Here is a 22,693-nt window from a genome sequence, read left to right on the forward strand (position 1 = left end):
AAACCCACCATCTGATCAGAGAAACTTCCATGACACTGATCAACAATCTTGAAACAATGCTTGCCCAGGGCAATGATTCAGCAATGCTTCGATTTGGCCTGGGCAGCGCCTGTCTTCATGAAAAACGCTATACCGAGGCAATCGACCATCTGGAGCGCTGTCTGGCAATGGACGAAAATTATACCGCTGCCTACAAATTGCTGGGGCGAGCACAGTTCAAACTTGAGCAACTGGATGCTGCGAAAAAGACCTTTGCAATAGGGCTTGAAAAAGCCGGTGCTGCTGGTGACAAACAAACCGAACGTGAAATACAGGTTTTTTTGAAAAAACTGGCTGGCGATTGATTCATTGTTGGACAACGCTGTTACTTGAGTAAACTGCATGACTCAGCTGATTGGTTGGCGGGAATGGTTGTCATTGCCTGATTTGGGTATTGCCCGGATCAAGGCCAAGATAGATACTGGCGCGCGCACTTCCTGCCTGCATGCCCATCACCTTGAACCTTTCACTGAACAGGGGTCTCCCTGGGTGAGAATCTGGGTGCACCCCCGGCAGAACAGTAACCACAGCATCTGTTGTGCAGCACCCATTGTGGATGAGCGTGTTGTCACTGATTCCGGTGGTCACAGGGAACGGCGTATCGTGATACAAACCACCGTGGTGCTCGGCACCAAAACCGTACCCATAGAAATGACCCTCACCAACCGGGATACCATGAAATTTCGTATGCTGTTGGGGCGTTCGGCTCTGGCGGGACAATTCATTGTGGATCCACAGACATCCTATTTAGCGGGAAAAATTAAATGAGAGTTGCCATTCTATCCCGCAATGCCGAGTTGTATTCCACTCGCCGCCTCAAAGAAGCCGCGATTGAGCGCGGCCATGAAGTCAGAATTATCGATGTGTTGAAGTGTTATATGAACATCAACATCCAAAATCCCAGCATTCATGTAAAGGGTGTGGAGCTGCCGGCTTTTGACGTGGTCGTTCCCCGTATCGGGGCATCGGTTACCACTTACGGTACGGCGGTACTTCGCCAGTTCGAGATGATGGGCGTTTACCCTTTGAACGAATCGGTGGCTATCACCCGCTCGCGGGATAAATTGCGCTCCCTGCAACTGTTATCCCGCAAGGGAATCGGCCTGCCTGTCACTGGCTATGCCAACAAGCCCAGCGATATTCCAGATCTGATCGATATGGTGGGTGGACCGCCGCTGGTGGTCAAATTGCTTGAGGGCACCCAGGGTATCGGTGTGGTGATGGCGGAAACCCGAAAAGCGGCAGAAAGCGTGATCGAGGCGTTCATGGGTCTGAAAGCCGACATTATGGTTCAGGAATACATCTCGGAATCCGGTGGCGCAGACATTCGCTGTTTTGTTATTGGTGACAAGGTGGTCGCCGCCATGCAGCGACAGGCCCAACCGGGAGAATTTCGCTCCAATCTGCACCGGGGGGGCACAGCCACGCTGGCAAGACTCTCTCCAGCCGAACGCTCTACCGCCGTTCGCCCTGCCAAAACCATGGGACTGAATGTAGCGGGGGTGGATATCCTTCGCTCCAACCACGGGCCATTGGTGATGGAGGTGAATTCATCGCCGGGCCTTGAGGGGATTGAAACGGCCACTGGCAAGGACGTTGCCGGTAATATCATTCAGTTCATGGAAAAAAATGCCCGGCAATCCCGCACCAAAACCCGTGGGCAGGGATAGAAGGATCGTTATTTTGAGCAGATCACCCCTGAAACTGGCAGGCGAGGTCATCAATCCCGGGAAAACCCGGCTGCTGTCAATTCCCGCGGCACGCCTGTATACCGATACGCCCATCGATTTGCCGGTGGAGGTCATCCACAGCCGCAAACCCGGACCGGTACTACTGGTTTGCGCGGCGATTCACGGGGATGAGATTAACGGAATCGAAATTTGCCGTCGTATTGTCGGTAAGCGCTTACTACGTCGTTTGTCGGTAACTTTACTAATTGTTCCTATTGTTAATATGTTCGGTTTTATCCAACAGTCTCGTTATTTACCGGATCGGCGCGATTTAAACCGATGTTTCCCAGGTTCGCCCCGGGGACCGTTGGGAAGCCGTCTGGCCAATCTGATTCATACGGAACTACTCAGTCACTGCACACACGTTATCGACCTTCATACCGGCGCCATCCATCGCAAAAATCTTTCCCAGATTCGCGGTGATCTCGATGACCCCGCAGCACTGGGTATGGCAGAGGCCTTTGGTGCGCCCATTTTTATGGATGCCAAAGTCAGAGATGGTTCACTGCGCGCTGCTGCCACCGAGCTGGGTATTCCGGCCATACTGTATGAAGCGGGGGAGGCACTGCGTTTTGACGAGCCCGCCATAAAGGCCGGCGTACGGGGCGTCATGTCGGTCATGCGTCATCTCGGTATGCTGCCAGCACGAACGGATCACTCCCCTCCCAAGCTGGTGCCGGTTAAGGCCAGTCGAAGCTATTGGTTGCGGGCAGAGCGCGATGGCATTGTGATCAGTAAAATCAAGCTGGGACAGCGGGTCAAAGAGGGCCAGGTACTGGCCTATCTCGCTTCGCCATTCGGCGGCCCGGAAAAACCCCTGAAATCAGGCAGCGACGGCATTGTTATCGCAGCTTCCCAGATTCCACTGGTCAACGAGGGGGAAGCCCTGTTTCATATCGCAGAGTTCACCACCCTGGGCAAAGCCTCGGATAGCGTCGAAGCATTTCAGGAACACTTTGATGACCAACCCGAGCAGGAAACTTTTACACGACCACTTTGATCTTTCTCTGTCAAACAACCGCTATTTAAGCTCTCGGGCCCGATAATACGCCTCTTCCGAGATTTTGTGATAGTTCATAACACCGGCTTTGAATGCCTGCTGGGATTCGTAAACCCGTTTGAATTGTGGGTCCCTGCTGGCTATTCCCTCCAACACCTGATCGGTGACCCGATTCAGTTCCGCCAGCACCTCGTCCGGTAGCGGCCGCACCTCTACACCGTGAGTTTCCACCAGTTCCTTTAGCGCACCATTGTTGCGGGCTGTGTAATCGTCCAGCATATCCTGGTTAATCGCTCTCGCTGCACCCTCGACTATGGCCTGCAAATCGTCTGGCAGTGATGCAAAGGCCTGTTTGTTAACCATCAACTCCAGTGTCGGACCCGGTTCGTGCCAACCGGGGTAATAGTAATACTTGGCTACCTGATGAAAACCAAAGGCCAGATCGTTGTAGGGACCAACCCACTCGGTGGCATCAATAACACCCGTTTGCATCGAGGTATAGAGCTCTCCCCCGGGAATATTGACTGCCTCAACACCCATACGGCTGATTACCTCTCCACCCAAACCCGGGATCCGCATTTTCAGTCCCTTGAGATCTTCCAGAGAGTTGATTTCACGATTAAACCAGCCGGCCATCTGTACACCGGTATTCCCCGCTGCCAGAGGTAACAGATTGAAGGGTTCATAAAGTTCGCGCCACAACGCCATGCCGCCGCCGTATTGCAACCAGCCATTCATTTCCTGGGCATTGAGACCAAACGGAATGGTCGTAAAAAGTGCGCTAGACGGCGATTTTCCCTTCCAGTAATAGGAGGCCCCATGTCCCATTTCAGCGGCCCCCTGTGAGACCGCATCAAACACCTCCATAGCCGGCACAAGCTGGCCTGCCCCGTAGACTTTTACTGTCAGCCGGCCCCCACTCATCCGCTCCACCAGGACAGCAAAGTTTTCAGCGGCCATACCCAGTCCGGGAAAGTTTTTTGGCCAGGTAGTGACCATTTTCCACTGGTAGGTTTTCTGGGTGGCTTGTTGCTGGCCAGGAGAAGCCATGTCACTGTCGCCACCACAACCCACCAGGGTCAATAACAACATGGTCAACAAAATAGGCGTTTTCATAGTCTTTTCCTCGATGATTAACCCATTGGACTGAGTTTGGCATAGGCCAAAACCAGCCATTTGGTCCCTTCTTTATCAAAATTTACCTGTACCCGGGCATGGGCACCATTACCCTCAAAATTTAAAACGACGCCTTCACCGAAAATAGGGTGCAAAACCCGCTGCCCGAGAGAAAGACTGGTGTTCTCTCCGCTATCGCTGAGGTTCATCGCCGGTTGTCGGGCATAACTGGCAGGTCGTTTGATCTGAGCTCGCAACCGGACCTCTTCCACCAGATTGGCTGGAATATCACGGACAAACCGGGATACGCGGTTATAATTTTCGGTGCCATACTGCTGACGGGATTCGGCAAAGGTGAGGTAAAGCTTCTGCATCGCCCGGGTAATCCCCACATAGGCCAGTCGCCGCTCCTCCTCAAGTCGTCCGGGATCCTCTGCGGACATCCGGTGGGGAAACAGGTTTTCCTCCATACCCGCCAGAAAAACCAGCGGAAACTCAAGCCCCTTGGCCGAGTGCAATGTCATCAGCTGTACCGCATCCTCACCCACATCCGCCTGCCGATCTCCAGCATCCAGGGCCGCCTGATCGAGAAATTGCGACAGTGGTGGCAGGTCTTTGTCTTCTGGCTCAAAGGATCGGCTGGCGATCACCAGTTCCTGCAGGTTTTCCACTCGTGATTCACCCCGGTCTCCTTTTTCCCGGCGATGAAAATCGATTAATCCACTGCCCTCGATAATATGATCCACCCGTTCATGTAGCGGGAAATCTGTAGTCTCTTGGTCGAGCCTCCCGATTAGGGTCAGGAAGCCCTCCAGCGCATTACTGGCCCGACCAGAAAATTGACCCGCAGCAATGGCATGCTCCGCTGTTCGCCAGAGCGACATCCCTTCATCACGGGCCAGCTCACGCAGCTCCTGAATTGTTTTATCACCGATCCCCCGGGTCGGAGTATTGACCACCCGCTCAAATGCTGCATCGTCGTGACGGTTGACCAGCAATCTCAAGTAGGCGAGGGCATTGCGGATTTCCTGACGTTCATAAAATTTTTGCCCCCCATAAATGCGGTAGGGAATTGCAGCGCGCAACAGGGCGTCTTCAAGCACCCGGGACTGTGCATTGGAACGATAGAGAATGGCCGATTCCTCGCGCAGATTACCCTGATTGACCCAGTCTCTCAGACGCTCGGCAATAAAACGGGCTTCATCCTGCTCATTGAAGGCCGCATAAAGTGAAATAGCTTCACCTTCGTTATCGTCCGTCCAGAGGTTTTTTCCCAGGCGATTGGAATTGCGTGAAATCACGGCATTGGCTGCTTCAAGAATATTTTTACTGGAGCGATAATTCTGTTCCAGTCGCACCATCCGGGTGGCCGGATAATCACGGGGGAAGTTGAGAATGTTTTCCACCTTGGCACCACGCCAGCCATAAATGGACTGATCGTCGTCACCCACTGCCGTTACCGGCAGCTGATCACCTGCCAGCACTCGCAACCAGGCATATTGAATCGCATTGGTGTCCTGAAATTCATCTGCCAGCAAATGCCGGAAACGATGCTGATAGTGTTGCAGGAGTTCTGGATTTTTCAGCCAGAGCTCATGGGCGCGAAGCAGTAATTCGCCGAAATCCACTATTCCGCCGCGCTCACAGGCTTCCTCATAAGCAGCATAAACCTGTTGCATGGTTCGCTGATAGGGGTCATGGGCCGGTTGCAAATCGCGGCAGCGCAGTCCCTCGTCTTTCTGGTTATTGATAAACGACTGGGCCTGCCGCTGGGGCCAGCGGCTATCATCAATGCCCAAGCTCTGATACAGGCGTTTGACCAGTCGAAGCTGGTCGTCACTGTCGAGTATCTGAAAATTTTCCGGAAGACCCGCATCCTGCCAATGCATTTTGAGTAGCCGATGAGCTAATCCGTGAAAAGTGCCCACCCACATTCCCTGAGCGGAGAAACCCAACAGGTCTTCAATGCGACCCCGCATTTCCCTTGCCGCCTTGTTGGTAAAGGTGACCGCCAGGATCGAATAGGGCGAAACCTGTTCCACCTGTATCAACCAGGCAATTCGATGAACAAGAACGCGGGTCTTGCCACTGCCTGCACCTGCGAGCACCAGAAGATGGCTGGCATTGCTGGAAACGGCTTCACGTTGGGCGGTATTCAGGGGATCGAGTATTGTTGTGACATCCATGGCGGTAAATTCTATCAGAACACTGATGCCGGTGGGCGATCCTTGCGTACGGCAATAGACTTTCACTACAAGAATGCCATTTTTCTGTAAATTATTTACAATAAAGCTCGTATTGTGGAGAGATCACCATGAAACCCGCTGAACTCACCTGGGCCATCAGCAGTAGTCTGCCTAATTTACGCAAATCCGAGCGCAAGGTGGCAGAGTTTATTTTGGCCAATTTGACCGATGTCATTCGCATGAGAATCGTGGATTTGGCAGAAAAGGCTGAAGTCAGCGAACCCACTGTGGTGCGCTTCTGTCGCGCAGTGGGTTGCAATGGTTTTCAGGATTTCAAGCTGGTGCTGGCACAGCAGCTGGCATCCAGCCCGAGCTATGGCCAGATTGCCGTCACTGACCAGGATTCTGTGGCTGAATACACATTCAAGGTGTTCGATTCCACTGTCGATACACTATTGAAAGTTCGTGATTCTCTGGATCTGAAAATGCTTGATCGGGCCGTTCAGGCAATCTGTGTGGCCAATCGGGTTGAGTTCTACGGGTTTGGTGCGTCCGCTGCTGTCGCAACCGATGCACAGCACAAATTTTTCCGCCTGCAGGTCTCTGCGGCCGCCTATGCTGACCCGCACTTACAGAATATGTCGGCTGCCTCAATGGCACCTAGTGATATCGTCATTGCTATTTCCCAGTCGGGAAGAACGACCACGTTGATCAATGCCATGGAGCGCGTAAAGAGTAGGGGTGCCATTGTTATCGCCATCGCCCCTTCAGACTCTCCAGTAGCCAATGCAGCTACTATCCCGCTAACTATTGATGTCAAAGAGGATTTTCAAATCTATACCCCACTGTCATCACGCATTGCTCACCTCGTGTTGATTGATGTGCTGGCAATCGGTGTTGCCCAGCACAAAGGCGGTCGCCTCCAGGAACACCTGCTGGAAATGCAACTCGGTCTGGAAGTACTCCGTGAACCACTGGAAAATCACTAAAGCCCACTCCACCAAAATCGGGCAAAAAAAACCCCATTAAGAAATGGGGTAAAGGTTCGAGCTACGAGATAAAAATTTTGGCACCCAACTTTCGTCGGTTGCGCTTTCCCCCGTCCCTTTCGTAAAAACACGTTTCTCACTATCAGAGGGCTGGTTGCTCAGGAGGAACAGTTGCGTATTATTTAACTTTAAATTGGATGGGAATCAACTTTTATTATTATACTATCATCATAACATGATGATCAATTACTAATTTTATCGTGGTTGTCTGCTGTCTATGCCTTCACACCCGATTATTCGCCCCAAGCGGCATGACCTTTGCGCAGTTCAGGCGTCCTGAATTTCGCGCACAGGGAACAGCCACAATTATCGGTTGTTACCGGATATTCAATAAAAGCGAGAGGGACTCTCAGGCGAATGGCCTTGGAATCAGGCCATTTGATGACGCTTATTCCACGGTGACGGACTTCGCCAGGTTGCGTGGCTGGTCTACATCGGTCCCCTTCAATACAGCCACATGATAGGAGAGTAATTGCAGCGGTAACGTATAAATGATGGCTTCAAGGCTCTTCGGGACATGGGGAAGGTTGATCACCGTCAGATCCGTTTCATTCTCAAAGCCGGCATTCAGGTCGGCAAAGACAAACAGTTGACCACCCCGGGCTTTTACCTCATGTAGATTTGACTTCAATTTCTCCAGTAACTCGTTGTTGGGTGCCACAGCCACCACCGGCATGTCCTTGTCGACCAGCGCCAGGGGGCCGTGTTTGAGTTCACCTGAAGGGTAGGCTTCAGCGTGAATATAAGAGATCTCCTTGAGCTTGAGCGCTCCCTCAAGTGCAACCGGGTACTGCACACCTCGACCGAGAAAAAGCGCATGTTGTTTATCGGCAAAACATTCAAAGGTTTTTTCAATCTGTTCATTCAGTAAAAGCGTATCCCGACAGAGTTGGGGCAATTGACGAAGGGCCTCCACCAGCAATCGCTCTGTTTCTTCAGTCAGGCCATGGCTTTTACCAATACCGATGCAGAGTAGCTGCAAGGCCACTAACTGGGTGGTGAATGCTTTTGTCGATGCGACACCGATCTCAGGCCCGGCATGGGTCATGAGGGCCATATCTGACTCTCTCACCAGTGAGCTGTTGGCTACGTTACAGATGACCAGCGTGGCAAGATAACCGGATGTTTTTGCCGAAGTCAGGGCGGCCAGGGTGTCGGCTGTTTCTCCGGATTGAGAAATCGTGACAAACAGCGTATCGGTGGGAACAACAACTGTACGGTAACGATATTCACTTGCCACTTCTACCTGACAGGGAATACCGGCCCACTCTTCCAACCAGTAGCGGGCTACAAGCCCGGCGTGATAACTGGTGCCACAAGCGACAATATGGACGGCTTTTACCCGGGCAAATACCTCTACGGCGCGACTTCCAAATGCTTCCGGCAATACATGGGCCTGACCGATACGTCCCTGTAGTGTGGCATCAAGGACAGCTGGCTGCTCAAATATCTCTTTCATCATGTAATGTCGGTAACCACCCTTATCGGTGACATCATCACCTCCGGGCAGCGTGTCTACATCACGCTCGACCAGGTTGCCTGTCTTGTCGAAAATCCTGTAGCTACCTTCTGCCAGTTCAACCAGATCACCCTCTTTCAGGAATACAAAGCGATCCGTTACTTGGCGCAGCGCCATTTGGTCAGAGGCAAGAAATGTTTCTTCTATACCAACACCAATTACCAGCGGGCTACCACTACGGGTACCAATCAATGATCGGGGTTCAGAAGTACTGATCACTGCCAGCGCATAGGCGCCTTGCAATCTGGTCGTACAAATCTGCACTGCATGACGTAACGAGGCGGTGCTTTTAAGAAGATGGTTAACAAGATGGGCAACCACCTCGGTATCTGTTTCCGAAGTAAACTGGTAGCCCAAACCCGTCAGCTCTTTTTTCAATTCTGCATGGTTTTCAATAATGCCATTGTGCACAACGGCAACCCCACCGGAGGTATGTGGGTGGGCATTGATTTCGTTGGGGACGCCGTGAGTAGCCCAGCGTGTGTGGGCAATGCCCACGCTACCCCGAGTGGGCTGCTCAACCAGTCGATCGACGAGTTGTGCCACCTTGCCTTTGTTCTTCCGTAACTGCAGCTCACCGTTTTGATCAATTACAGCCAAACCGGCGGAGTCGTAACCGCGATATTCCAGTCTTTTGAGCCCCTCGATCAGGATGCCGATCACATTCCGTTGTGCTTGTGCCCCAACTATTCCGCACATAAGGTTTTCCGTTAATTACTGAAGAGATTCATCGTTTTTTCCCGGCCGTTTCCAACCTTCGATGTTCTGCTGTTTCGCCCGAGTCAACCCGAGCTCACCATCGGGTACATCGCATGTAATAGTGGAACCCGCCCCTACGGTGGCGTTCTTGCCAATAGTAACCGGCGCCACCAGAGAAGTATTTGAGCCAATAAAAGCATTGTCACCGATCGTAGTCCGGTGCTTGTTCAAACCATCGTAGTTACAAGTAATAGTGCCTGCTCCAATATTGACGTTGGCACCCAAACAGGCATCCCCCACATAACTGAGATGGTTGATTTTTGTGCCTTTCCCCAGGGAAGAGTTTTTGGTTTCTACAAAATTACCTATTTTCGCACTTTCGGCCATCTCTGTACCCGCCCTCAATCTCGCGAAAGGGCCCACAACACAGTCTGGGCCGACCAGGCTTCCTTCCACAATACTGTTGGCTTTTATTTCGGCCCCATCGGCAATACGGCTGTTGATAATCAGGCAATTTGGACCAATAGATACATTATTGCCCAACTGGACATCGCCCTCAAAAACCACATTAACGTCGATGTAGTTGTCTATGCCGGCGGTCAGTTTCCCCCTCACATCCACTCTGTCTGGATCGGCGATGGTGACTCCTGCCAGCATGAGCTGTTCCGAATGCTGTCGCTGATAATAACGTTCCAGCCGGCTCAGCTGACTACGATTATTCACACCCTCTACCTCTTGTGGGAAAAGGGGCTGCAACGTTTTAATCTTATAATGGTGCTGGTGTGCAAGCGAGATAAGGTCTGTGAGATAGTACTCCTGTTGAGCATTCTTGTTATCAATCACAGGTAACCAGTTTTTCAGCTTTTCTGCGGGCAGCGCCATCACACCGGTGTTCACTTCACAAATATCCAGTTGCTGTTGGCTAGCATCCTTTTCTTCAACGATCGCCACCACTTCCTGCGCTTGATCCCTGATGATTCGCCCATACCCAGACGGATCGCCAAGTAACACCGTTAACAGCACCAATGACCCGTCAGCGGCCATATCGACCATAGTCTGAATTGTAGCTGGCTGAATTAACGGAACATCGCCATAAAGTATCAATACTGTGGCATCACTACGAATTTCCGGAACCGCCTGCTGAACCGCGTGGGCCGTGCCTAATGGCTGCTTTTGTTCAACGTAGAACAGGGCTTCGCCATTGATAGCGGACCTAACCTTTTCCGATTCGTGACCCGTGACAATGATGATTCTGGCTGTCTTGAGATCGTTGCCGGCATCTACAACATGCTGTAGCAATGGGCGTCCGGCCAGGCAATGCAGTACTTTAGGCAGACGGGATTTCATTCTGGTCCCCCTGCCAGCAGCCAGTATGACGACGTCCGTTGCCATAGGAATCTCCTCGGTAAATCGGGGTATTTAATCAGTATCAGCTGCTAATTACCACGATGTCAGAGCCCATGCCCTCCCTCCAGCTGGCAGGCAATAACCACGTATAGATTCCCCCGGCTAAAGCCGGGGTTCTGGGGACTACGCCCCGCTTCGCTAAATTACAACTCCTGACAGAGTTGACCTTCATCCACAGGCAAACCCGTGGTGTTCTGTCTGTGACCGCATAAAAAAAGGGTGGCAAATGCCACCCTTTTATAAACAACGATTCAAAACGGATTATTTTTTGCCACCCATTTTTTTACGCAATTGCTCAATGGTACGGAGCTGAGCAGCCGCAGCGGCTAATTGAGAGGCGGCCCGGGAATAGTCAAACTCGCCACTCTGATTGGTCATATCCTGTTCTGCGTGCTTCTTGGCTTCTAGTGCTGCAGCTTCGTCGAGATCATCTGCCCGCAATGCTGTATCAGCCAGAATAGATACCTTGTTAGGCTGCACTTCCAGATAACCACCGGAAAGGTAATAAATTTCTTCCTCACCATTCTGCTTAACTATCCGGACAGGACCAGGTTTGAGGTCAGTTAACAGCGGGGCGTGACCAAACGTAACACCGAGTTCCCCCTGAGAACCACTGGCAACGAGAAGCTCTATTAAACCGGAGAACAGGTATTGCTCGGCACTTACGATGTCACAGTGCACAGTCATAGCCATATCTTAGTGCCTATATTGATCGTTTACTTCATTTTTCCTGCTTTCTCAACAGCTTCATCAATCGTACCTACCATGTAAAATGCTTGCTCGGGCAGATTGTCGTAGTCGCCGTTAAGAATGCCCTGGAAGCCGGCAATCGTGTCTTTCAAAGAAACATATTTTCCAGGTGAACCGGTGAAGATCTCAGCCACATGAAAAGGCTGGGACAGGAAGCGCTCGATTTTCCGGGCGCGAGATACCACCAACTTGTCTTCCTCTGAGAGTTCGTCCATACCAAGAATGGCAATGATGTCTTTCAGCTCTTTATAGCGTTGAAGAACCGTCTGTACACCGCGGGCTGTATCGTAATGATCATGACCAATTACCAGCGGATCGAGCTGACGTGACGTAGAATCCAGCGGGTCTACTGCAGGATAAATACCCTTGGCTGCAATATCACGGCTCAGTACAACCGTTGAGTCGAGGTGAGCGAATGTGGTGGCAGGTGACGGGTCAGTCAAGTCATCTGCGGGAACATACACAGCCTGTACCGATGTGATGGAACCCACTTTGGTAGAGGTAATACGTTCCTGGAGAACACCCATTTCTTCAGCCAGCGTTGGCTGGTAACCCACAGCAGAGGGCATACGACCGAGCAACGCAGAAACTTCCGTACCCGCCAACGTGTAACGATAGATGTTGTCAACAAACAGCAACACGTCACGACCTTCATCGCGGAATTTTTCCGCCATGGTCAGGCCGGTCAATGCGACGCGAAGACGGTTACCCGGCGGTTCGTTCATCTGACCGTAGACCATTGCCACCTTCGACTCACTGGGTGTTTCGATGTTAACGACTTTCGATTCCTGCATCTCAAAGTAGAAGTCATTACCTTCCCGGGTACGCTCCCCGACACCAGCGAACACCGACAATCCAGAGTGTTCGGTAGCGATGTTATTAATCAGTTCCATCATGTTTACGGTTTTACCGACACCGGCACCACCGAACAATCCCACCTTACCGCCCTTGGCAAACGGGCACACCAGATCAATTACCTTGATTCCTGTTTCCAGCAAATCTGTAGACGCAGCCAGCTCATCATAGGCCGGTGGCTTACGGTGGATTGAGGCGCGCTCGGTTTCCCCGATAGGGCCACAATCATCAATCGGATTACCCAGTACATCCATGATGCGACCGAGTGTTGCAAGACCGACTGGTACACTGATCGGCGCGTTGGTATTGCCAACACTGAGGCCCCGGCTCAAACCCTCTGAGGAGCCCATGGCAATAGTACGCACTACGCCATCACCTAGCTGCTGCTGGACTTCCAGGGTCAGACCTTGCTTATCAACTAACAGTGCGTCATATACGTTGGGTACCTGATCGCGTGGGAATTCCACATCAATCACCGCACCAATAATTTGTACGATACGTCCGCTACTCATGTCTGATTCCTCTTAAACTAAGGCTGTAAAATCTTGTGTTAAACGGCTGCTGCACCACTAACGATTTCCGACAGCTCCTGGGTAATAGCCGCCTGACGTGCTTTGTTGTAAAGCAACTGCAATTCATTGATCAAGTCACCCGCATTATCGGTGGCGCTCTTCATGGCAATCATTCTCGCCGCCTGTTCGCAGGCTTTGTTCTCTACCACGCCCTGGTAAACCTGGGATTCGATATAACGAATCAGGAGTCCGTCAAGCAAATCCTTGGCATCGGGTTCGTAGATGTAGTCCCAGTGGTGCTTCATCTTTTGATCTTCGATTGGCAAAAGGGGTAACAACTGCTCCACAACAGGCTTTTGGGTCATCGTATTGACAAAATCATTTGAAACCAGATAGAGGCGATCAATGATTCCTTCATCATAGGCATCAAGCATTACCTTTACACCACCGATAAGGTCGCCGGCGGAAGGCTGGTCACCAAGGTCTTTTACGGTGGCAACAATATTGCCGCCGAAACCACCAAAGAAGGCTGCCGCTTTGTTCCCCAACACGCAGAGATCAATAGCAATGGCTTCATTCGACCAGGATTTCATTGACCGAATGACTTCTTTAAACAGGTTGGTGTTCAAACCACCACACAAGCCGCGATCAGTTGATACGATAATGAACCCGACGCGCTTTACTTCGCGCTCTTCCATGTACTGATGTTTGTACTCAACATTAGCATTGGCGAGATGGCCTACAACCGAACGAATTCTGTCGGCATACGGCTTGCTCACTTCGCGACGCTCCTGTGCCCGCCGCATTTTACTCGCTGCAACCATCTCCATAGCACTGGTGATTTTCTGTGTGCTGCGGATACTGTTGATTTTTGTTTTGACTTCTTTTCCGACTGCCATAATTTAGCCTTTCACAATTTTGGGCTGACGATGTCAGCCCAAATCAGAAATTACCAGGTTTGAGTGCTGATGAACTTCTCCAGCGCAGCCTTGTAACTGGCATCAAGGTCGTCGTTCCAGTCACCGGTCTGATTTATCTGATCAAGCAAGTCGCTGTGTTCTGCTTTCATGTACGAAAGCAGCGCATGTTCAAAATCACCAATCTTGCTGACCTCAACTTCTTTCAGATAACCCCGGTCAGCGGCATAAATCATCATGGCCATTTCTGCCACGCTCTGGGGTGAATATTGGCCCTGCTTCATCAATTCAGTAACTCGTTCACCGTGATCGAGCTGAGACTTGGTCGCCTCATCCAGATCCGAGGCGAACTGAGAGAATGCCGCCAGTTCACGATACTGGGCAAGTGCCGTACGAATACCACCCGACAATTTCTTGATCACCTTGGTTTGTGCGGCGCCACCTACCCGTGATACCGAGATACCGGCATTCATGGCAGGACGGATGCCGGCATTAAACATATCTGCCTCGAGGAAGATCTGTCCGTCAGTGATCGAAATAACGTTAGTCGGTACAAATGCTGATACATCGCCCGCCTGGGTTTCAATCACAGGTAATGCTGTCAATGAACCGGTTTTCCCCTTGACTTCACCGTTGGTGAATTTTTCAACATAGGCGGGGTTAACGCGAGCGGCGCGCTCAAGGAGGCGAGAGTGCAAGTAAAAGACGTCGCCAGGGTAAGCCTCGCGGCCCGGCGGACGACGCAACAACAAAGAAATCTGACGATACGCCCAGGCCTGCTTGGTCAGGTCATCATAAATGATCAAGGCATCCTGACCGCGATCGCGGTAGTACTCACCCATGGTACAACCAGCAAAAGGGGCCAGATATTGCATGGCAGCGGGATCAGATGCGGTTGCCGCAACCACAATGGTATGGGCCATAGCACCGTGCTCTTCCAGCTTGCGCACAACGGCTGCAATGGAAGATGCCTTCTGACCGATCGCCACATAAATACATTTAATCCCAGAATCTTTCTGGTTGATGATGGCATCGACCGCGATCGCTGTTTTACCGATCTGGCGGTCACCAATAATCAGTTCCCGCTGTCCGCGTCCAATCGGCACCATGGCATCAATGGCCTTGAGACCGATTTGTACCGGTTGGTCTACAGATTGACGGGCAATAACACCGGGCGCAACTTTTTCCAGTGGGTCCGTCATTTTCGCATTGATTGGACCTTTACCATCAATGGGATTGCCCAAAGCATCAACCACACGGCCTTCCAGCTCCGGTCCAACCGGAACCTCCAGGATGCGGCCTGTGCACCGGGCCTTCTGACCTTCAGCCAGACTTTGGTAATCACCCAGAATAACGGCACCGACAGAATCTCTCTCGAGATTGAGGGCCATACCGTAGATACCACCTTCAAATTCGATCATCTCACCGTACATCACATCGGCAAGGCCGTGAATGCGAATAATACCGTCAGATACCGAAACGATTGTGCCTTCGTTTTGCGCTTCAGAGGAAACATCAAGGCTATCAATACGCTGTTTGATGATCTCACTGATTTCGGATGGATTCAGTTGCTGCATTTGCTCTGGTCCTCAATCCTATGAATGTAATGCTTCGGCGAGTTTTAACAATCGCCCGCGTATGGATCCGTCAATGACAGTGTCTCCAGCCCTTACCACAGCGCCACCTATCAGGGTGCTGTCAACGGATACCTGCATATTAACGGTGCGTTCCAGTTTCGCACTGAGCGCACTGGCCAGCTTTTCTTGTTGCTCAGCACTGATCTCCCGGGCTGAAACCACATTTACCTCAACGGTTTTTTCGCGGTTAGCCTTGAGTGTTTCAAACTGCTGGTAAATCTGTGGTAAAAGTCTGAGACGGCGATTATCCGCCAAAACCTGAATAAAATTCAGCGTCTTGCCGGAAAGGGCATCACCACAAACTGTTATTACTTTTTCTGCCTGTTGTGCTGCCGTGTAGGCTGGCGAACTCAACAGCTTTTCTACTACATGCTGCTGTGCAACCGCAGCTGCTACAGCAAGACTATCAGACCAGTTTTGCAGATCACCCGCACCTTCGGCATATTCAAAAGCCGCTTTTGCATAGGGCCGGGCCAACGTGCTCAATTCAGCCATGTTAAACCTCGGTTACAGCTCGGCTGCAAGTTTATCGACAAGCGCACGGTTCGCGCCTTCATCAATATTTGCCTGCAAGATTTTCTCAGCGCCAGCCAGAGCAAGTGTTGCAACCTTTTTACGAAGCTCTTCCTTCGCACGGTTAACATCTTGTTCGATTTCCGCCTGAGCTGCCGCTTTGAGACGATCGCCTTCGGCGCGAGCTTGCTCTTTGGCTTCTCCAACTATCTGGTTAGCCCGCTTGTTTGCTTGCTCAAGTATGGATGCCGCTTCCTGTTTGGCTTCCTTGAGCCGCTCGGTGGCTCTTTCTTGTGCCAGCTCCAGATCACGCGACGCGCGATCAGCAGCATCCAAGCCATCGGCTATTTTCTTCTGCCGTTCTTCCATTGCATTGATAATGGCAGTCCATACAAACTTTTTGCAGAACCACACAAAGAACAGAAAAGAAACCAGCTGCCCAAATAGGGTCAGGTTAATATTCACGCCAACACCTCGTTCCTGGGGTTAAATAAAAGAATCGGGTTGTTGTTGCTTAACCGGCATAAACCGCGAAGATCAAATACATGCCGATACCCACACCGATCATCGGAATCGCATCAATCAGACCCGCCAGAAGGAACATTTTACCCTGCAGCATCGGACCCAGCTCCGGTTGACGAGCAGTGCCTTCCAGGAGTTTACCCCCGAGCAGACCCATACCAACTGCGGCACCCAGGGCACCAAAACCAACCATAATTGCGGCTGCAACCAAGATGAGTTCCATTTTTATCTCCTAATGACTGTAGTAGTAAAGTTAAAAGTAAATCAGTGATCTTCGTGTGCCATGCTCAGGTACACGACGGTCAAAACCATAAAAATAAATGCTTGCAGGGTAATGATCAGAATATGGAATATGGCCCATCCCAATTGCAGAACACCACCAAAGGTTCCCAATATCCAACCTGCGCTGTACATCATGGCGATGAGGATAAAAATCATTTCACCGGCATACATATTGCCGAACAACCGCAAACCCAGGGAGAAAGGTTTCGCCAGGAGGCCAACCAACTCAAGGGCCAGGTTGATTGGTACAAAAATAGCTTGAACCACGGGATTTTTGGCGGAGAAGGGTTGCAGGGTCAACTCACCCACAAACCCACCAACACCTTTCACCTTGATGCTGTAATAGATAATCATGACGAAAACGGCTAATGCCATTCCGAGGGTGATATTTGGGTCAGTGGAGGGAACGATTTTCTGAAAATGTACACCGGCCTGAAGCATTAACCAGGGGATCACATCGACCGGTATCAGGTCCATCAGGTTCATCAGGAAAACCCAGACAAATATTGTCAGGGCCATCGGTGCTATCCAGGGATTTCTGCCATGAAAACTGTCTTTTACAGTTCCATCGACAAATTCCACCATCATTTCAACAAAATTTTGCCAGCCAGATGGAATGCCCGTAGTGGCACGTTTGGCTGCCCAGCGAAACAGAACAAGAAAGATAAGACCCAGACCGAATGACCAACCCAAACTGTCCACATTGACTGCCATGAAGCCCATTTCAGCTGCTTCCTGGGCATTGTGAGCAAAACTCCAGCCATTTTCCGGGTGCTGACCATACGTAAGGTTGGTCAGGTGGTGCTGGATGTACTCTGTTCCCGTTTGTTGTGTATCGCCTGCCATTTTTATCTCTCAAACCAGCTAGGTCTAATTACCCGTGTGGCTCAACACCTTTGCGGCGCAAAGCCACTGCACAATTATCATCGCGCCATAGCCAAGAAAAATCGCAGGTATGCTGACTGGCGACATATAACTGAACGTCAAACCAAACAACACAACCGTGAGCAATAATTTGCCCGCCTCTCCCCTGTATATGGCACGTATTATTTTTGGTGTCTGCCTGGCCCCCATATAGCGAAAGGTTTGCCGGGTGAAATAGGCGTGTGGGCCTATCTGTATCACCCCACCAATCAGCAAGGACCAGCACAGAACGCTATCTAGCGGTAGCAATGCCAGTACCGAAACCAACAGAACCATCAGTTGGACCAGCGCTATTCGAGCTACCGGTGGAGATTCAATGGTAGCTTTCATTCACCACCCTCCACTCGTGCTATCTGCTCATGATGACAATTTTGTCAACCCAAACGGGCGGCAATTATAGGTAGTACAAGTTGCAGATTCAACTAAACTTTGCCACCGGGGTTAGTTTTAGTTGCTGTCGTACAAATAGCCGCCATTGATGCTGCTTATGGCTTGGCGCTATTTTATGTGCTCAAGAATTCCTTCCAGCTCATCCAGATTATTGTATTTAAAGGTCAATTTTCCCTTGCCCTTAGCCGAGTGTTCAATAAATACAGGTACGCCGATCTGCTCCGACAACTTATCCTGAAGTACCCTGATATCACTGTTTTCTTTTCGTATTTTATTTCCCACCGGTGGTTGGAGCTTCTTCCTCACCAGTGCTTCCGTCTGCCGGACAGTCAAACCTTTTGCCACAGCCGTTCTGGCAACCTCCGCCTGCTCCATACCCGACAAGCCAAGCAGGGCTTTGGCATGGCCTGCTTCCAGATCACCATGCTCCAGCAATTTTTGCACGTCTTCCTCAAGGCTCATCAGGCGCATGATATTTGCTACCGTGCTGCGGGGTTTACCCACCGCATCCGAGACCTGCTGCTGGGTCAGATCAAATTCCTGTTGCAGTCGCGTCAGAGCCTGGGCTTCTTCCATTGCATTGAGATCTTCACGTTGAATATTCTCAATCAATGCCATCGCAATGGCAGACTCGTCCGACACCTCCCTGATTAACGCAGGGATTGTCTCCAGGCCAACCTGTTGGGCTGCTCGCCAGCGGCGCTCGCCGGCAATAATTTCATAGCGGTCTATACCGACAGGTCTCACCACGATAGGTTGCATTATTCCCTGCACACGAATGGAGTTGGCAAGCTCCTCCAGTGCTTCAGGGTGCATATCCCTGCGCGGTTGATATTTACCGCGGCTCATAAATTCAAGAGGCAACTCTTTCAGGTGATCTGCCCCCTGAGAGACTGATGTATTCTCATCGTCATCAACCCCCAGGAGTGCATCCAGACCGCGGCCCAAACCTTTTCTTCTGACCATAAAATTAACCTGCTTTGTCAATCTGCACTTTCGGCGATTTACCTCTGCGGATGATCTCTCCTGCCAGCCCCAGATACGCAAGCGCTCCCTTCGAGTGCTTATCGTAGCTGAGCGCCGGTTGTCCGTAACTTGGGGCTTCCGCCAGTCGGACGTTACGAGGGATGGCAATACGATAGATTTTGTCGCCAAAGTATCTTCGCAACTGCGCTGTCACCTCATTGGTCAAACTGTTTCTGGGGTCGTACATGGTGCGCAATATACCTTCGACCTGTAGCTTCGGATTGAGAAATTTCCCTATTCTCCCGATGGTCATCATCAACGCCGACAACCCTTCCAGGGCATAATACTCGCATTGCATGGGTATGATGACGCCATCACAGGCCACCAGTGAGTTCACTGTCAACATACTCAGTGACGGCGGGCAATCGATAACAATGTAATCGTAACTGTTTTTCACCCTGGCCAGAGCATGGCGCAACCTGCTTTCTTTATTGGTCACTCGAAGCAACTCCACTTCGGCTGCCGTGAGATCACCGTTGGCTGGTAACAGATCAAAGTTGCCTGTTTCACAACGCTGCAGCGCTTCTTCTGTTTTCGTGTCACCGGTGAGTACATCAAGGATGGTGGTTTTCAGCTGGTTTTTTTCTACACCGCAGCCCATGGTGGCATTACCTTGGGGATCCATGTCTACCAACAGGATACGCTTGTTATAGCTGGCCAATGAAGCCGCCAGATTTACACTGGTGGTGGTTTTCCCCACGCCACCCTTCTGATTGGCAATGGCAAATGTTTGACTCAAGGCAATGTCCTCAGACGGGCGCAATTTCTATCAAGTGCCGACGACCTTCAACACCTGGAACAACAAGCTGATGTGCGCCAACGACATTATAGTGTTTTGGCAACTCTCTCAACTCCTGCTCAGGATATTGGCCCTTCATGGCATAGAAACGCCCATGCGCAGAAAGCAGATGAGCGCATTTTTCAGTCATTCCGGCCAGACTCGTAAACGCCCGACTGATTACGGCATCAAAGGGCTGTTCCGGCCGGTAGGCTTCAGTGCGGGATTGAATCTCCTGAACATTCCCCAAACCCAGGGTGGTTTTTACCTGGAAGAGAAAGCGGATTTTCTTGCCATTGCTGTCTAGCAGGCTGAACTGGCGCTCCGGGTAACAGATAGCCAGTGGTATACCTGGCAACCCGGGGCCGGTGCCCACATCAATAATACGCGTGCCCTTTATCCATGAAGCTATGCTCAGACTATCCAGCAAGTGATGGGTAAGCATCATTTCGGGGTCACGAATAGCTGTCAAATTATAGGCACGATTCCACTGCTGCAATAACTCCAGATAAGCAAAAAGGGCAGCTACCTGTCCAGCATCCAAGGGTAACCCCAGGCTTTGCAGTCCTTCGCGGAGTATCCGTTCGCGGTCCGACATTTAGGAGGCGATCTTTTTTTCAACCAGCGATTTTCGTTTGAGATAGATTAGCAACAAAGATACCGCCGCTGGCGTAACACCCGGTATACGGGATGCTCTGGACAGGGTGTCCGGCCGCGCGGCTATCAGTTTCTGTTTTACCTCATTGGACAGCCCCTTGACTACACTGAAATCAAAATCAGCTGGGATCGGCGTGTTTTCCTGGCGCTGCATACGGTCAATTTCTTCTTGTTGGCGGGCAATGTAGCCTGCGTACTTTGCATCGATCTCCACTTGCTCAGCCACTTCCTCGGCTATTTGCGGCGGCACTTCCTGCAATAATCGAATATCTTCATAGTGCAATTCCGGTCGCTTCAGCAGCTCGAAGAGACTGTATTCATGCATTGGCATAGATCCGGTTTTTTGGGCGATCACCTCAGCCTGCGGGCTATCTGGCTGAATCCAGCAACCCTTCAGTCGTTGCTGCTCTCTTGCTACCGCTTCACGTTTCGTACAAAAGAGCTGCCAACGCTCATCGTTAACCAATCCGAGTTCCCGCCCTTTCTCAGTAAGACGCAGGTCGGCATTGTCCTGCCGCAACAACAGCCGATATTCTGCACGACTGGTAAACATCCGGTAGGGTTCCTGCGTTCCCATGGTAATCAGATCGTCCACCAAGACACCGATGTAGGCTTCATCCCGTCGCGGGCACCACGGTGCCTTTTCACGACTCCGCAATCCGGCATTTAATCCCGCCAGCAAGCCCTGTGCGGCAGCTTCTTCATACCCGGTAGTACCATTTATCTGGCCAGCAAAAAACAACCCGTCAATGTGCTTGCTCTCCAATGAATACTGCAAATCCTGAGGATTAAAATAATCGTACTCAATGGCGTAACCCGGCCTGGTTATATGTGCGTTTTCAAAGCCCTCTATCGAGCGAACCAGTTCCATCTGCACATCGAAGGGCAAACTGGTCGAAATACCGTTGGGGTAGAGTTCGTGGGTTGTCAAGCCCTCCGGTTCAATGAAGATCTGATGACTTTGCTTATCGGCAAACCGTACCACTTTATCTTCAATCGAAGGGCAGTATCGGGGACCAACTCCCTCGATAACCCCGGTGTACATGGGTGAGCGGTTCATCCCACCACGGATAATCTCATGTGTCCGCTCATTGGTGTAGGTAATGTAACAGCAGGTCTGCTGTGGGTGTTGAGAGGCGTCTCCGAGATAGGACATGACAGGTTCAGGTTTATCACCCCACTGTACCTGCAATCCATCAAAGTTCACACTTCGGGCATCAATCCTTGGCGGTGTCCCGGTCTTCAGCCGATCAACTCTCAGGGGCAACTCCCGAAGCCTTGCCGCCAACCCCATCGCTGGCGGATCGCCTGCTCGACCACCGGCATAGTTTTCCAGCCCGATATGTATTTTTCCCGCCAGAAAGGTCCCCGCTGTCAAAACAATTGTTTTCGCGCTGAAACGCAACCCCATTTGAGTAACCACACCGCTCACCCGCAGCCCATCCATAAGCAAATCCTCAGCTGCTTGCTGAAAAATCCACAGATTGGGCTGGTTTTCGAGAATCTGACGAACAGCGGCCTTGTATAGAATACGGTCTGCCTGGGCCCTGGTTGCCCTGACGGCTGGCCCTTTTCTGGCATTCAGGGTTCGGAACTGTATACCGCTCAAGTCGGTTGCTTTGGCAATAATGCCACCCAGGGCATCGACCTCTTTCACTAGATGGCTTTTGCCTATGCCCCCGATTGCCGGGTTACAGGACATCTGTCCCAATGTTTCGATGTTGTGTGTAAGCAATAGTGTCTTGCAACCCATTCGGGCCGCAGCCAGACAAGCTTCAGTTCCGGCATGACCGCCACCAATGACGATGACATCGAACGTTTCCGGATAATACATGGACAAAAGGCCGCTCTGTAGTTTTTGGCAGGGGCGGTGATTATAAAGTAAATTGTTTATAATTTAACCGTTTGGTTTTGTTAGCCCTATTCATTGTCTCTTTGTTTAATTTGGCAAGTTCGGTATTGTCTCCGTTAACCATAAAAATAGATTAAATATATTTTCTTTATGTAAGTATTAGTAAATAGTAGTTATATATGTACGGTTGTTTTTCTGTGGGTAGATCAAAATATCCTTTTAATATTAATTAGTTACAAGCTGTATAAACCACTTGCTAAGTTGCATAGAGAGCCGCCCGTTTCTTTGTGTATCTTGTGGGCTAAACCCCCTGTTACCCACAGGTCTCGTAAA

Annotated in this window: 22 protein-coding genes; 5 read left to right on the forward strand and 17 right to left on the reverse strand. The window is 50.9% G+C overall.

The window, feature by feature from the left end; all coding sequences use genetic code 11:
- Positions 1 to 29 precede the first annotated feature (29 nt).
- The 4 genes from ACTF5G_RS01555 to ACTF5G_RS01570 are packed head-to-tail and all read left to right on the forward strand — an operon-like array spanning position 30 to position 2,769.
- Positions 30 to 344 carry a tetratricopeptide repeat protein gene (locus ACTF5G_RS01555; RefSeq protein ID WP_438951058.1) on the forward strand — a complete coding sequence of 105 codons (315 nt, stop codon included), beginning with the start codon at positions 30 to 32 and terminating at the stop codon, positions 342 to 344.
- Positions 345 to 381: 37 nt separating this feature from the next.
- A complete protein-coding gene (locus ACTF5G_RS01560; protein WP_438951059.1) occupies positions 382 to 807 on the forward strand; it encodes an ATP-dependent zinc protease family protein in 426 nt (141 codons plus the stop codon).
- Positions 804 to 1,709 (forward strand): 30S ribosomal protein S6--L-glutamate ligase, encoded by a 906-nt coding sequence (rimK, locus tag ACTF5G_RS01565; RefSeq protein WP_438951060.1) that lies wholly within the window; start codon positions 804 to 806, stop codon positions 1,707 to 1,709. Before ACTF5G_RS01560 ends, rimK begins: the two co-directional genes overlap by 4 nt.
- Before the next feature lie 13 nt (positions 1,710 to 1,722).
- The gene (locus ACTF5G_RS01570; RefSeq protein WP_438951061.1) at positions 1,723 to 2,769 is read left to right on the forward strand and encodes a succinylglutamate desuccinylase/aspartoacylase family protein; all 1,047 of its coding nucleotides are present in this window, start codon (positions 1,723 to 1,725) and stop codon (positions 2,767 to 2,769) included.
- A gap of 21 nt (positions 2,770 to 2,790) precedes the next feature.
- On the opposite strand, the gene ACTF5G_RS01575 is transcribed toward ACTF5G_RS01570, so the two are convergent.
- Both ACTF5G_RS01575 and uvrD read right to left on the reverse strand, forming a co-directional pair.
- The gene (locus ACTF5G_RS01575; protein WP_438951062.1) at positions 2,791 to 3,885 is read right to left on the reverse strand and encodes a TRAP transporter substrate-binding protein; all 1,095 of its coding nucleotides are present in this window, start codon (positions 3,883 to 3,885) and stop codon (positions 2,791 to 2,793) included.
- 17 nt (positions 3,886 to 3,902) lie between these two features.
- Complete coding sequence (gene uvrD, locus ACTF5G_RS01580; protein ID WP_438951110.1) at positions 3,903 to 6,071, reverse strand: DNA helicase II; 2,169 nt, start codon at positions 6,069 to 6,071, stop codon at positions 3,903 to 3,905.
- 128 nt (positions 6,072 to 6,199) lie between these two features.
- Between uvrD and ACTF5G_RS01585 the strand changes: the two genes are divergently transcribed.
- Positions 6,200 to 7,060, forward strand: a complete 861-nt coding sequence (locus ACTF5G_RS01585) for an SIS domain-containing protein (protein ID WP_438951063.1) — start codon at positions 6,200 to 6,202, stop codon at positions 7,058 to 7,060.
- Between the two features lie 448 nt (positions 7,061 to 7,508).
- On the opposite strand, the gene glmS is transcribed toward ACTF5G_RS01585, so the two are convergent.
- The 15 genes from glmS to mnmG form a co-directional block, all read right to left on the reverse strand.
- The gene (gene glmS, locus ACTF5G_RS01590) at positions 7,509 to 9,338 is read right to left on the reverse strand and encodes a glutamine--fructose-6-phosphate transaminase (isomerizing) (protein ID WP_438951064.1); all 1,830 of its coding nucleotides are present in this window, start codon (positions 9,336 to 9,338) and stop codon (positions 7,509 to 7,511) included.
- Between the two features lie 15 nt (positions 9,339 to 9,353).
- The gene (gene glmU, locus ACTF5G_RS01595) at positions 9,354 to 10,730 is read right to left on the reverse strand and encodes a bifunctional UDP-N-acetylglucosamine diphosphorylase/glucosamine-1-phosphate N-acetyltransferase GlmU (protein ID WP_438951065.1); all 1,377 of its coding nucleotides are present in this window, start codon (positions 10,728 to 10,730) and stop codon (positions 9,354 to 9,356) included.
- A gap of 276 nt (positions 10,731 to 11,006) precedes the next feature.
- Complete coding sequence (locus tag ACTF5G_RS01600) at positions 11,007 to 11,438, reverse strand: F0F1 ATP synthase subunit epsilon (RefSeq protein WP_438951066.1); 432 nt, start codon at positions 11,436 to 11,438, stop codon at positions 11,007 to 11,009.
- A gap of 23 nt (positions 11,439 to 11,461) precedes the next feature.
- Positions 11,462 to 12,862 carry a F0F1 ATP synthase subunit beta gene (gene atpD, locus ACTF5G_RS01605; protein ID WP_438951067.1) on the reverse strand — a complete coding sequence of 467 codons (1,401 nt, stop codon included), beginning with the start codon at positions 12,860 to 12,862 and terminating at the stop codon, positions 11,462 to 11,464.
- A gap of 38 nt (positions 12,863 to 12,900) precedes the next feature.
- Positions 12,901 to 13,761: a F0F1 ATP synthase subunit gamma gene (gene atpG, locus ACTF5G_RS01610; protein ID WP_438951068.1), complete on the reverse strand. Its 861-nt coding sequence runs from the start codon at positions 13,759 to 13,761 to the stop codon at positions 12,901 to 12,903.
- Between the two features lie 50 nt (positions 13,762 to 13,811).
- On the reverse strand, positions 13,812 to 15,356 hold the full coding sequence (gene atpA, locus ACTF5G_RS01615; protein WP_438951069.1) for a F0F1 ATP synthase subunit alpha: 1,545 nt from the start codon (positions 15,354 to 15,356) through the stop codon (positions 13,812 to 13,814).
- Between the two features lie 18 nt (positions 15,357 to 15,374).
- Positions 15,375 to 15,911 carry a F0F1 ATP synthase subunit delta gene (locus ACTF5G_RS01620; RefSeq protein WP_438951070.1) on the reverse strand — a complete coding sequence of 179 codons (537 nt, stop codon included), beginning with the start codon at positions 15,909 to 15,911 and terminating at the stop codon, positions 15,375 to 15,377.
- A 12-nt stretch (positions 15,912 to 15,923) separates the two neighbouring features.
- Positions 15,924 to 16,394 carry a F0F1 ATP synthase subunit B gene (locus ACTF5G_RS01625; protein WP_438951071.1) on the reverse strand — a complete coding sequence of 157 codons (471 nt, stop codon included), beginning with the start codon at positions 16,392 to 16,394 and terminating at the stop codon, positions 15,924 to 15,926.
- Between the two features lie 49 nt (positions 16,395 to 16,443).
- Positions 16,444 to 16,674 (reverse strand): F0F1 ATP synthase subunit C, encoded by a 231-nt coding sequence (atpE, locus tag ACTF5G_RS01630; RefSeq protein WP_036858829.1) that lies wholly within the window; start codon positions 16,672 to 16,674, stop codon positions 16,444 to 16,446.
- Positions 16,675 to 16,715: 41 nt separating this feature from the next.
- Positions 16,716 to 17,579, reverse strand: coding sequence for a F0F1 ATP synthase subunit A (atpB, locus tag ACTF5G_RS01635; RefSeq protein ID WP_438951072.1), 864 nt, complete (start codon positions 17,577 to 17,579; stop codon positions 16,716 to 16,718).
- Positions 17,580 to 17,603: 24 nt separating this feature from the next.
- Positions 17,604 to 17,987, reverse strand: a complete 384-nt coding sequence (locus tag ACTF5G_RS01640) for an ATP synthase subunit I (RefSeq protein ID WP_438951073.1) — start codon at positions 17,985 to 17,987, stop codon at positions 17,604 to 17,606.
- Positions 17,988 to 18,155: 168 nt separating this feature from the next.
- Positions 18,156 to 19,013 (reverse strand): ParB/RepB/Spo0J family partition protein, encoded by an 858-nt coding sequence (locus tag ACTF5G_RS01645; RefSeq protein WP_438951074.1) that lies wholly within the window; start codon positions 19,011 to 19,013, stop codon positions 18,156 to 18,158.
- A 4-nt stretch (positions 19,014 to 19,017) separates the two neighbouring features.
- Positions 19,018 to 19,812, reverse strand: coding sequence for a ParA family protein (locus tag ACTF5G_RS01650; protein ID WP_438951075.1), 795 nt, complete (start codon positions 19,810 to 19,812; stop codon positions 19,018 to 19,020).
- Positions 19,813 to 19,822: 10 nt separating this feature from the next.
- Positions 19,823 to 20,449, reverse strand: a complete 627-nt coding sequence (rsmG, locus tag ACTF5G_RS01655) for a 16S rRNA (guanine(527)-N(7))-methyltransferase RsmG (RefSeq protein WP_438951076.1) — start codon at positions 20,447 to 20,449, stop codon at positions 19,823 to 19,825.
- Positions 20,450 to 22,342 (reverse strand): tRNA uridine-5-carboxymethylaminomethyl(34) synthesis enzyme MnmG, encoded by a 1,893-nt coding sequence (gene mnmG, locus ACTF5G_RS01660; RefSeq protein WP_438951111.1) that lies wholly within the window; start codon positions 22,340 to 22,342, stop codon positions 20,450 to 20,452. It abuts the gene before it with no gap.
- Positions 22,343 to 22,693: the final 351 nt, after the last annotated feature.

Origin of the sequence: Porticoccus sp. (assembly GCF_965660005.1) — a bacterium.
Classification (GTDB): Bacteria; Pseudomonadota; Gammaproteobacteria; order Pseudomonadales; family Porticoccaceae; genus Porticoccus.

Bases quoted from the DNA above. Each gene is read 5' to 3' on its own strand.
- atpB (WP_438951072.1), bottom strand. From the start codon at position 17,579: ATGGCAGGCGATACACAACAAACGGGAACAGAGTACATCCAGCACCAC.
- atpD (WP_438951067.1), bottom strand. From the start codon at position 12,862: ATGAGTAGCGGACGTATCGTACAAATTATTGGTGCGGTGATTGATGTG.
- ACTF5G_RS01560 (WP_438951059.1), top strand. From the start codon at position 382: ATGACTCAGCTGATTGGTTGGCGGGAATGGTTGTCATTGCCTGATTTG.
- uvrD (WP_438951110.1), bottom strand. From the start codon at position 6,071: ATGGATGTCACAACAATACTCGATCCCCTGAATACCGCCCAACGTGAA.
- ACTF5G_RS01575 (WP_438951062.1), bottom strand. From the start codon at position 3,885: ATGAAAACGCCTATTTTGTTGACCATGTTGTTATTGACCCTGGTGGGT.
- ACTF5G_RS01555 (WP_438951058.1), top strand. From the start codon at position 30: ATGACACTGATCAACAATCTTGAAACAATGCTTGCCCAGGGCAATGAT.
- ACTF5G_RS01640 (WP_438951073.1), bottom strand. From the start codon at position 17,987: ATGAAAGCTACCATTGAATCTCCACCGGTAGCTCGAATAGCGCTGGTC.
- rsmG (WP_438951076.1), bottom strand. From the start codon at position 20,449: ATGTCGGACCGCGAACGGATACTCCGCGAAGGACTGCAAAGCCTGGGG.
- atpE (WP_036858829.1), bottom strand. From the start codon at position 16,674: ATGGAACTCATCTTGGTTGCAGCCGCAATTATGGTTGGTTTTGGTGCC.
- glmS (WP_438951064.1), bottom strand. From the start codon at position 9,338: ATGTGCGGAATAGTTGGGGCACAAGCACAACGGAATGTGATCGGCATC.
- ACTF5G_RS01600 (WP_438951066.1), bottom strand. From the start codon at position 11,438: ATGGCTATGACTGTGCACTGTGACATCGTAAGTGCCGAGCAATACCTG.
- rimK (WP_438951060.1), top strand. From the start codon at position 804: ATGAGAGTTGCCATTCTATCCCGCAATGCCGAGTTGTATTCCACTCGC.
- ACTF5G_RS01620 (WP_438951070.1), bottom strand. From the start codon at position 15,911: ATGGCTGAATTGAGCACGTTGGCCCGGCCCTATGCAAAAGCGGCTTTT.
- mnmG (WP_438951111.1), bottom strand. From the start codon at position 22,342: ATGTATTATCCGGAAACGTTCGATGTCATCGTCATTGGTGGCGGTCAT.
- ACTF5G_RS01645 (WP_438951074.1), bottom strand. From the start codon at position 19,013: ATGGTCAGAAGAAAAGGTTTGGGCCGCGGTCTGGATGCACTCCTGGGG.
- atpG (WP_438951068.1), bottom strand. From the start codon at position 13,761: ATGGCAGTCGGAAAAGAAGTCAAAACAAAAATCAACAGTATCCGCAGC.
- atpA (WP_438951069.1), bottom strand. From the start codon at position 15,356: ATGCAGCAACTGAATCCATCCGAAATCAGTGAGATCATCAAACAGCGT.
- ACTF5G_RS01585 (WP_438951063.1), top strand. From the start codon at position 6,200: ATGAAACCCGCTGAACTCACCTGGGCCATCAGCAGTAGTCTGCCTAAT.
- glmU (WP_438951065.1), bottom strand. From the start codon at position 10,730: ATGGCAACGGACGTCGTCATACTGGCTGCTGGCAGGGGGACCAGAATG.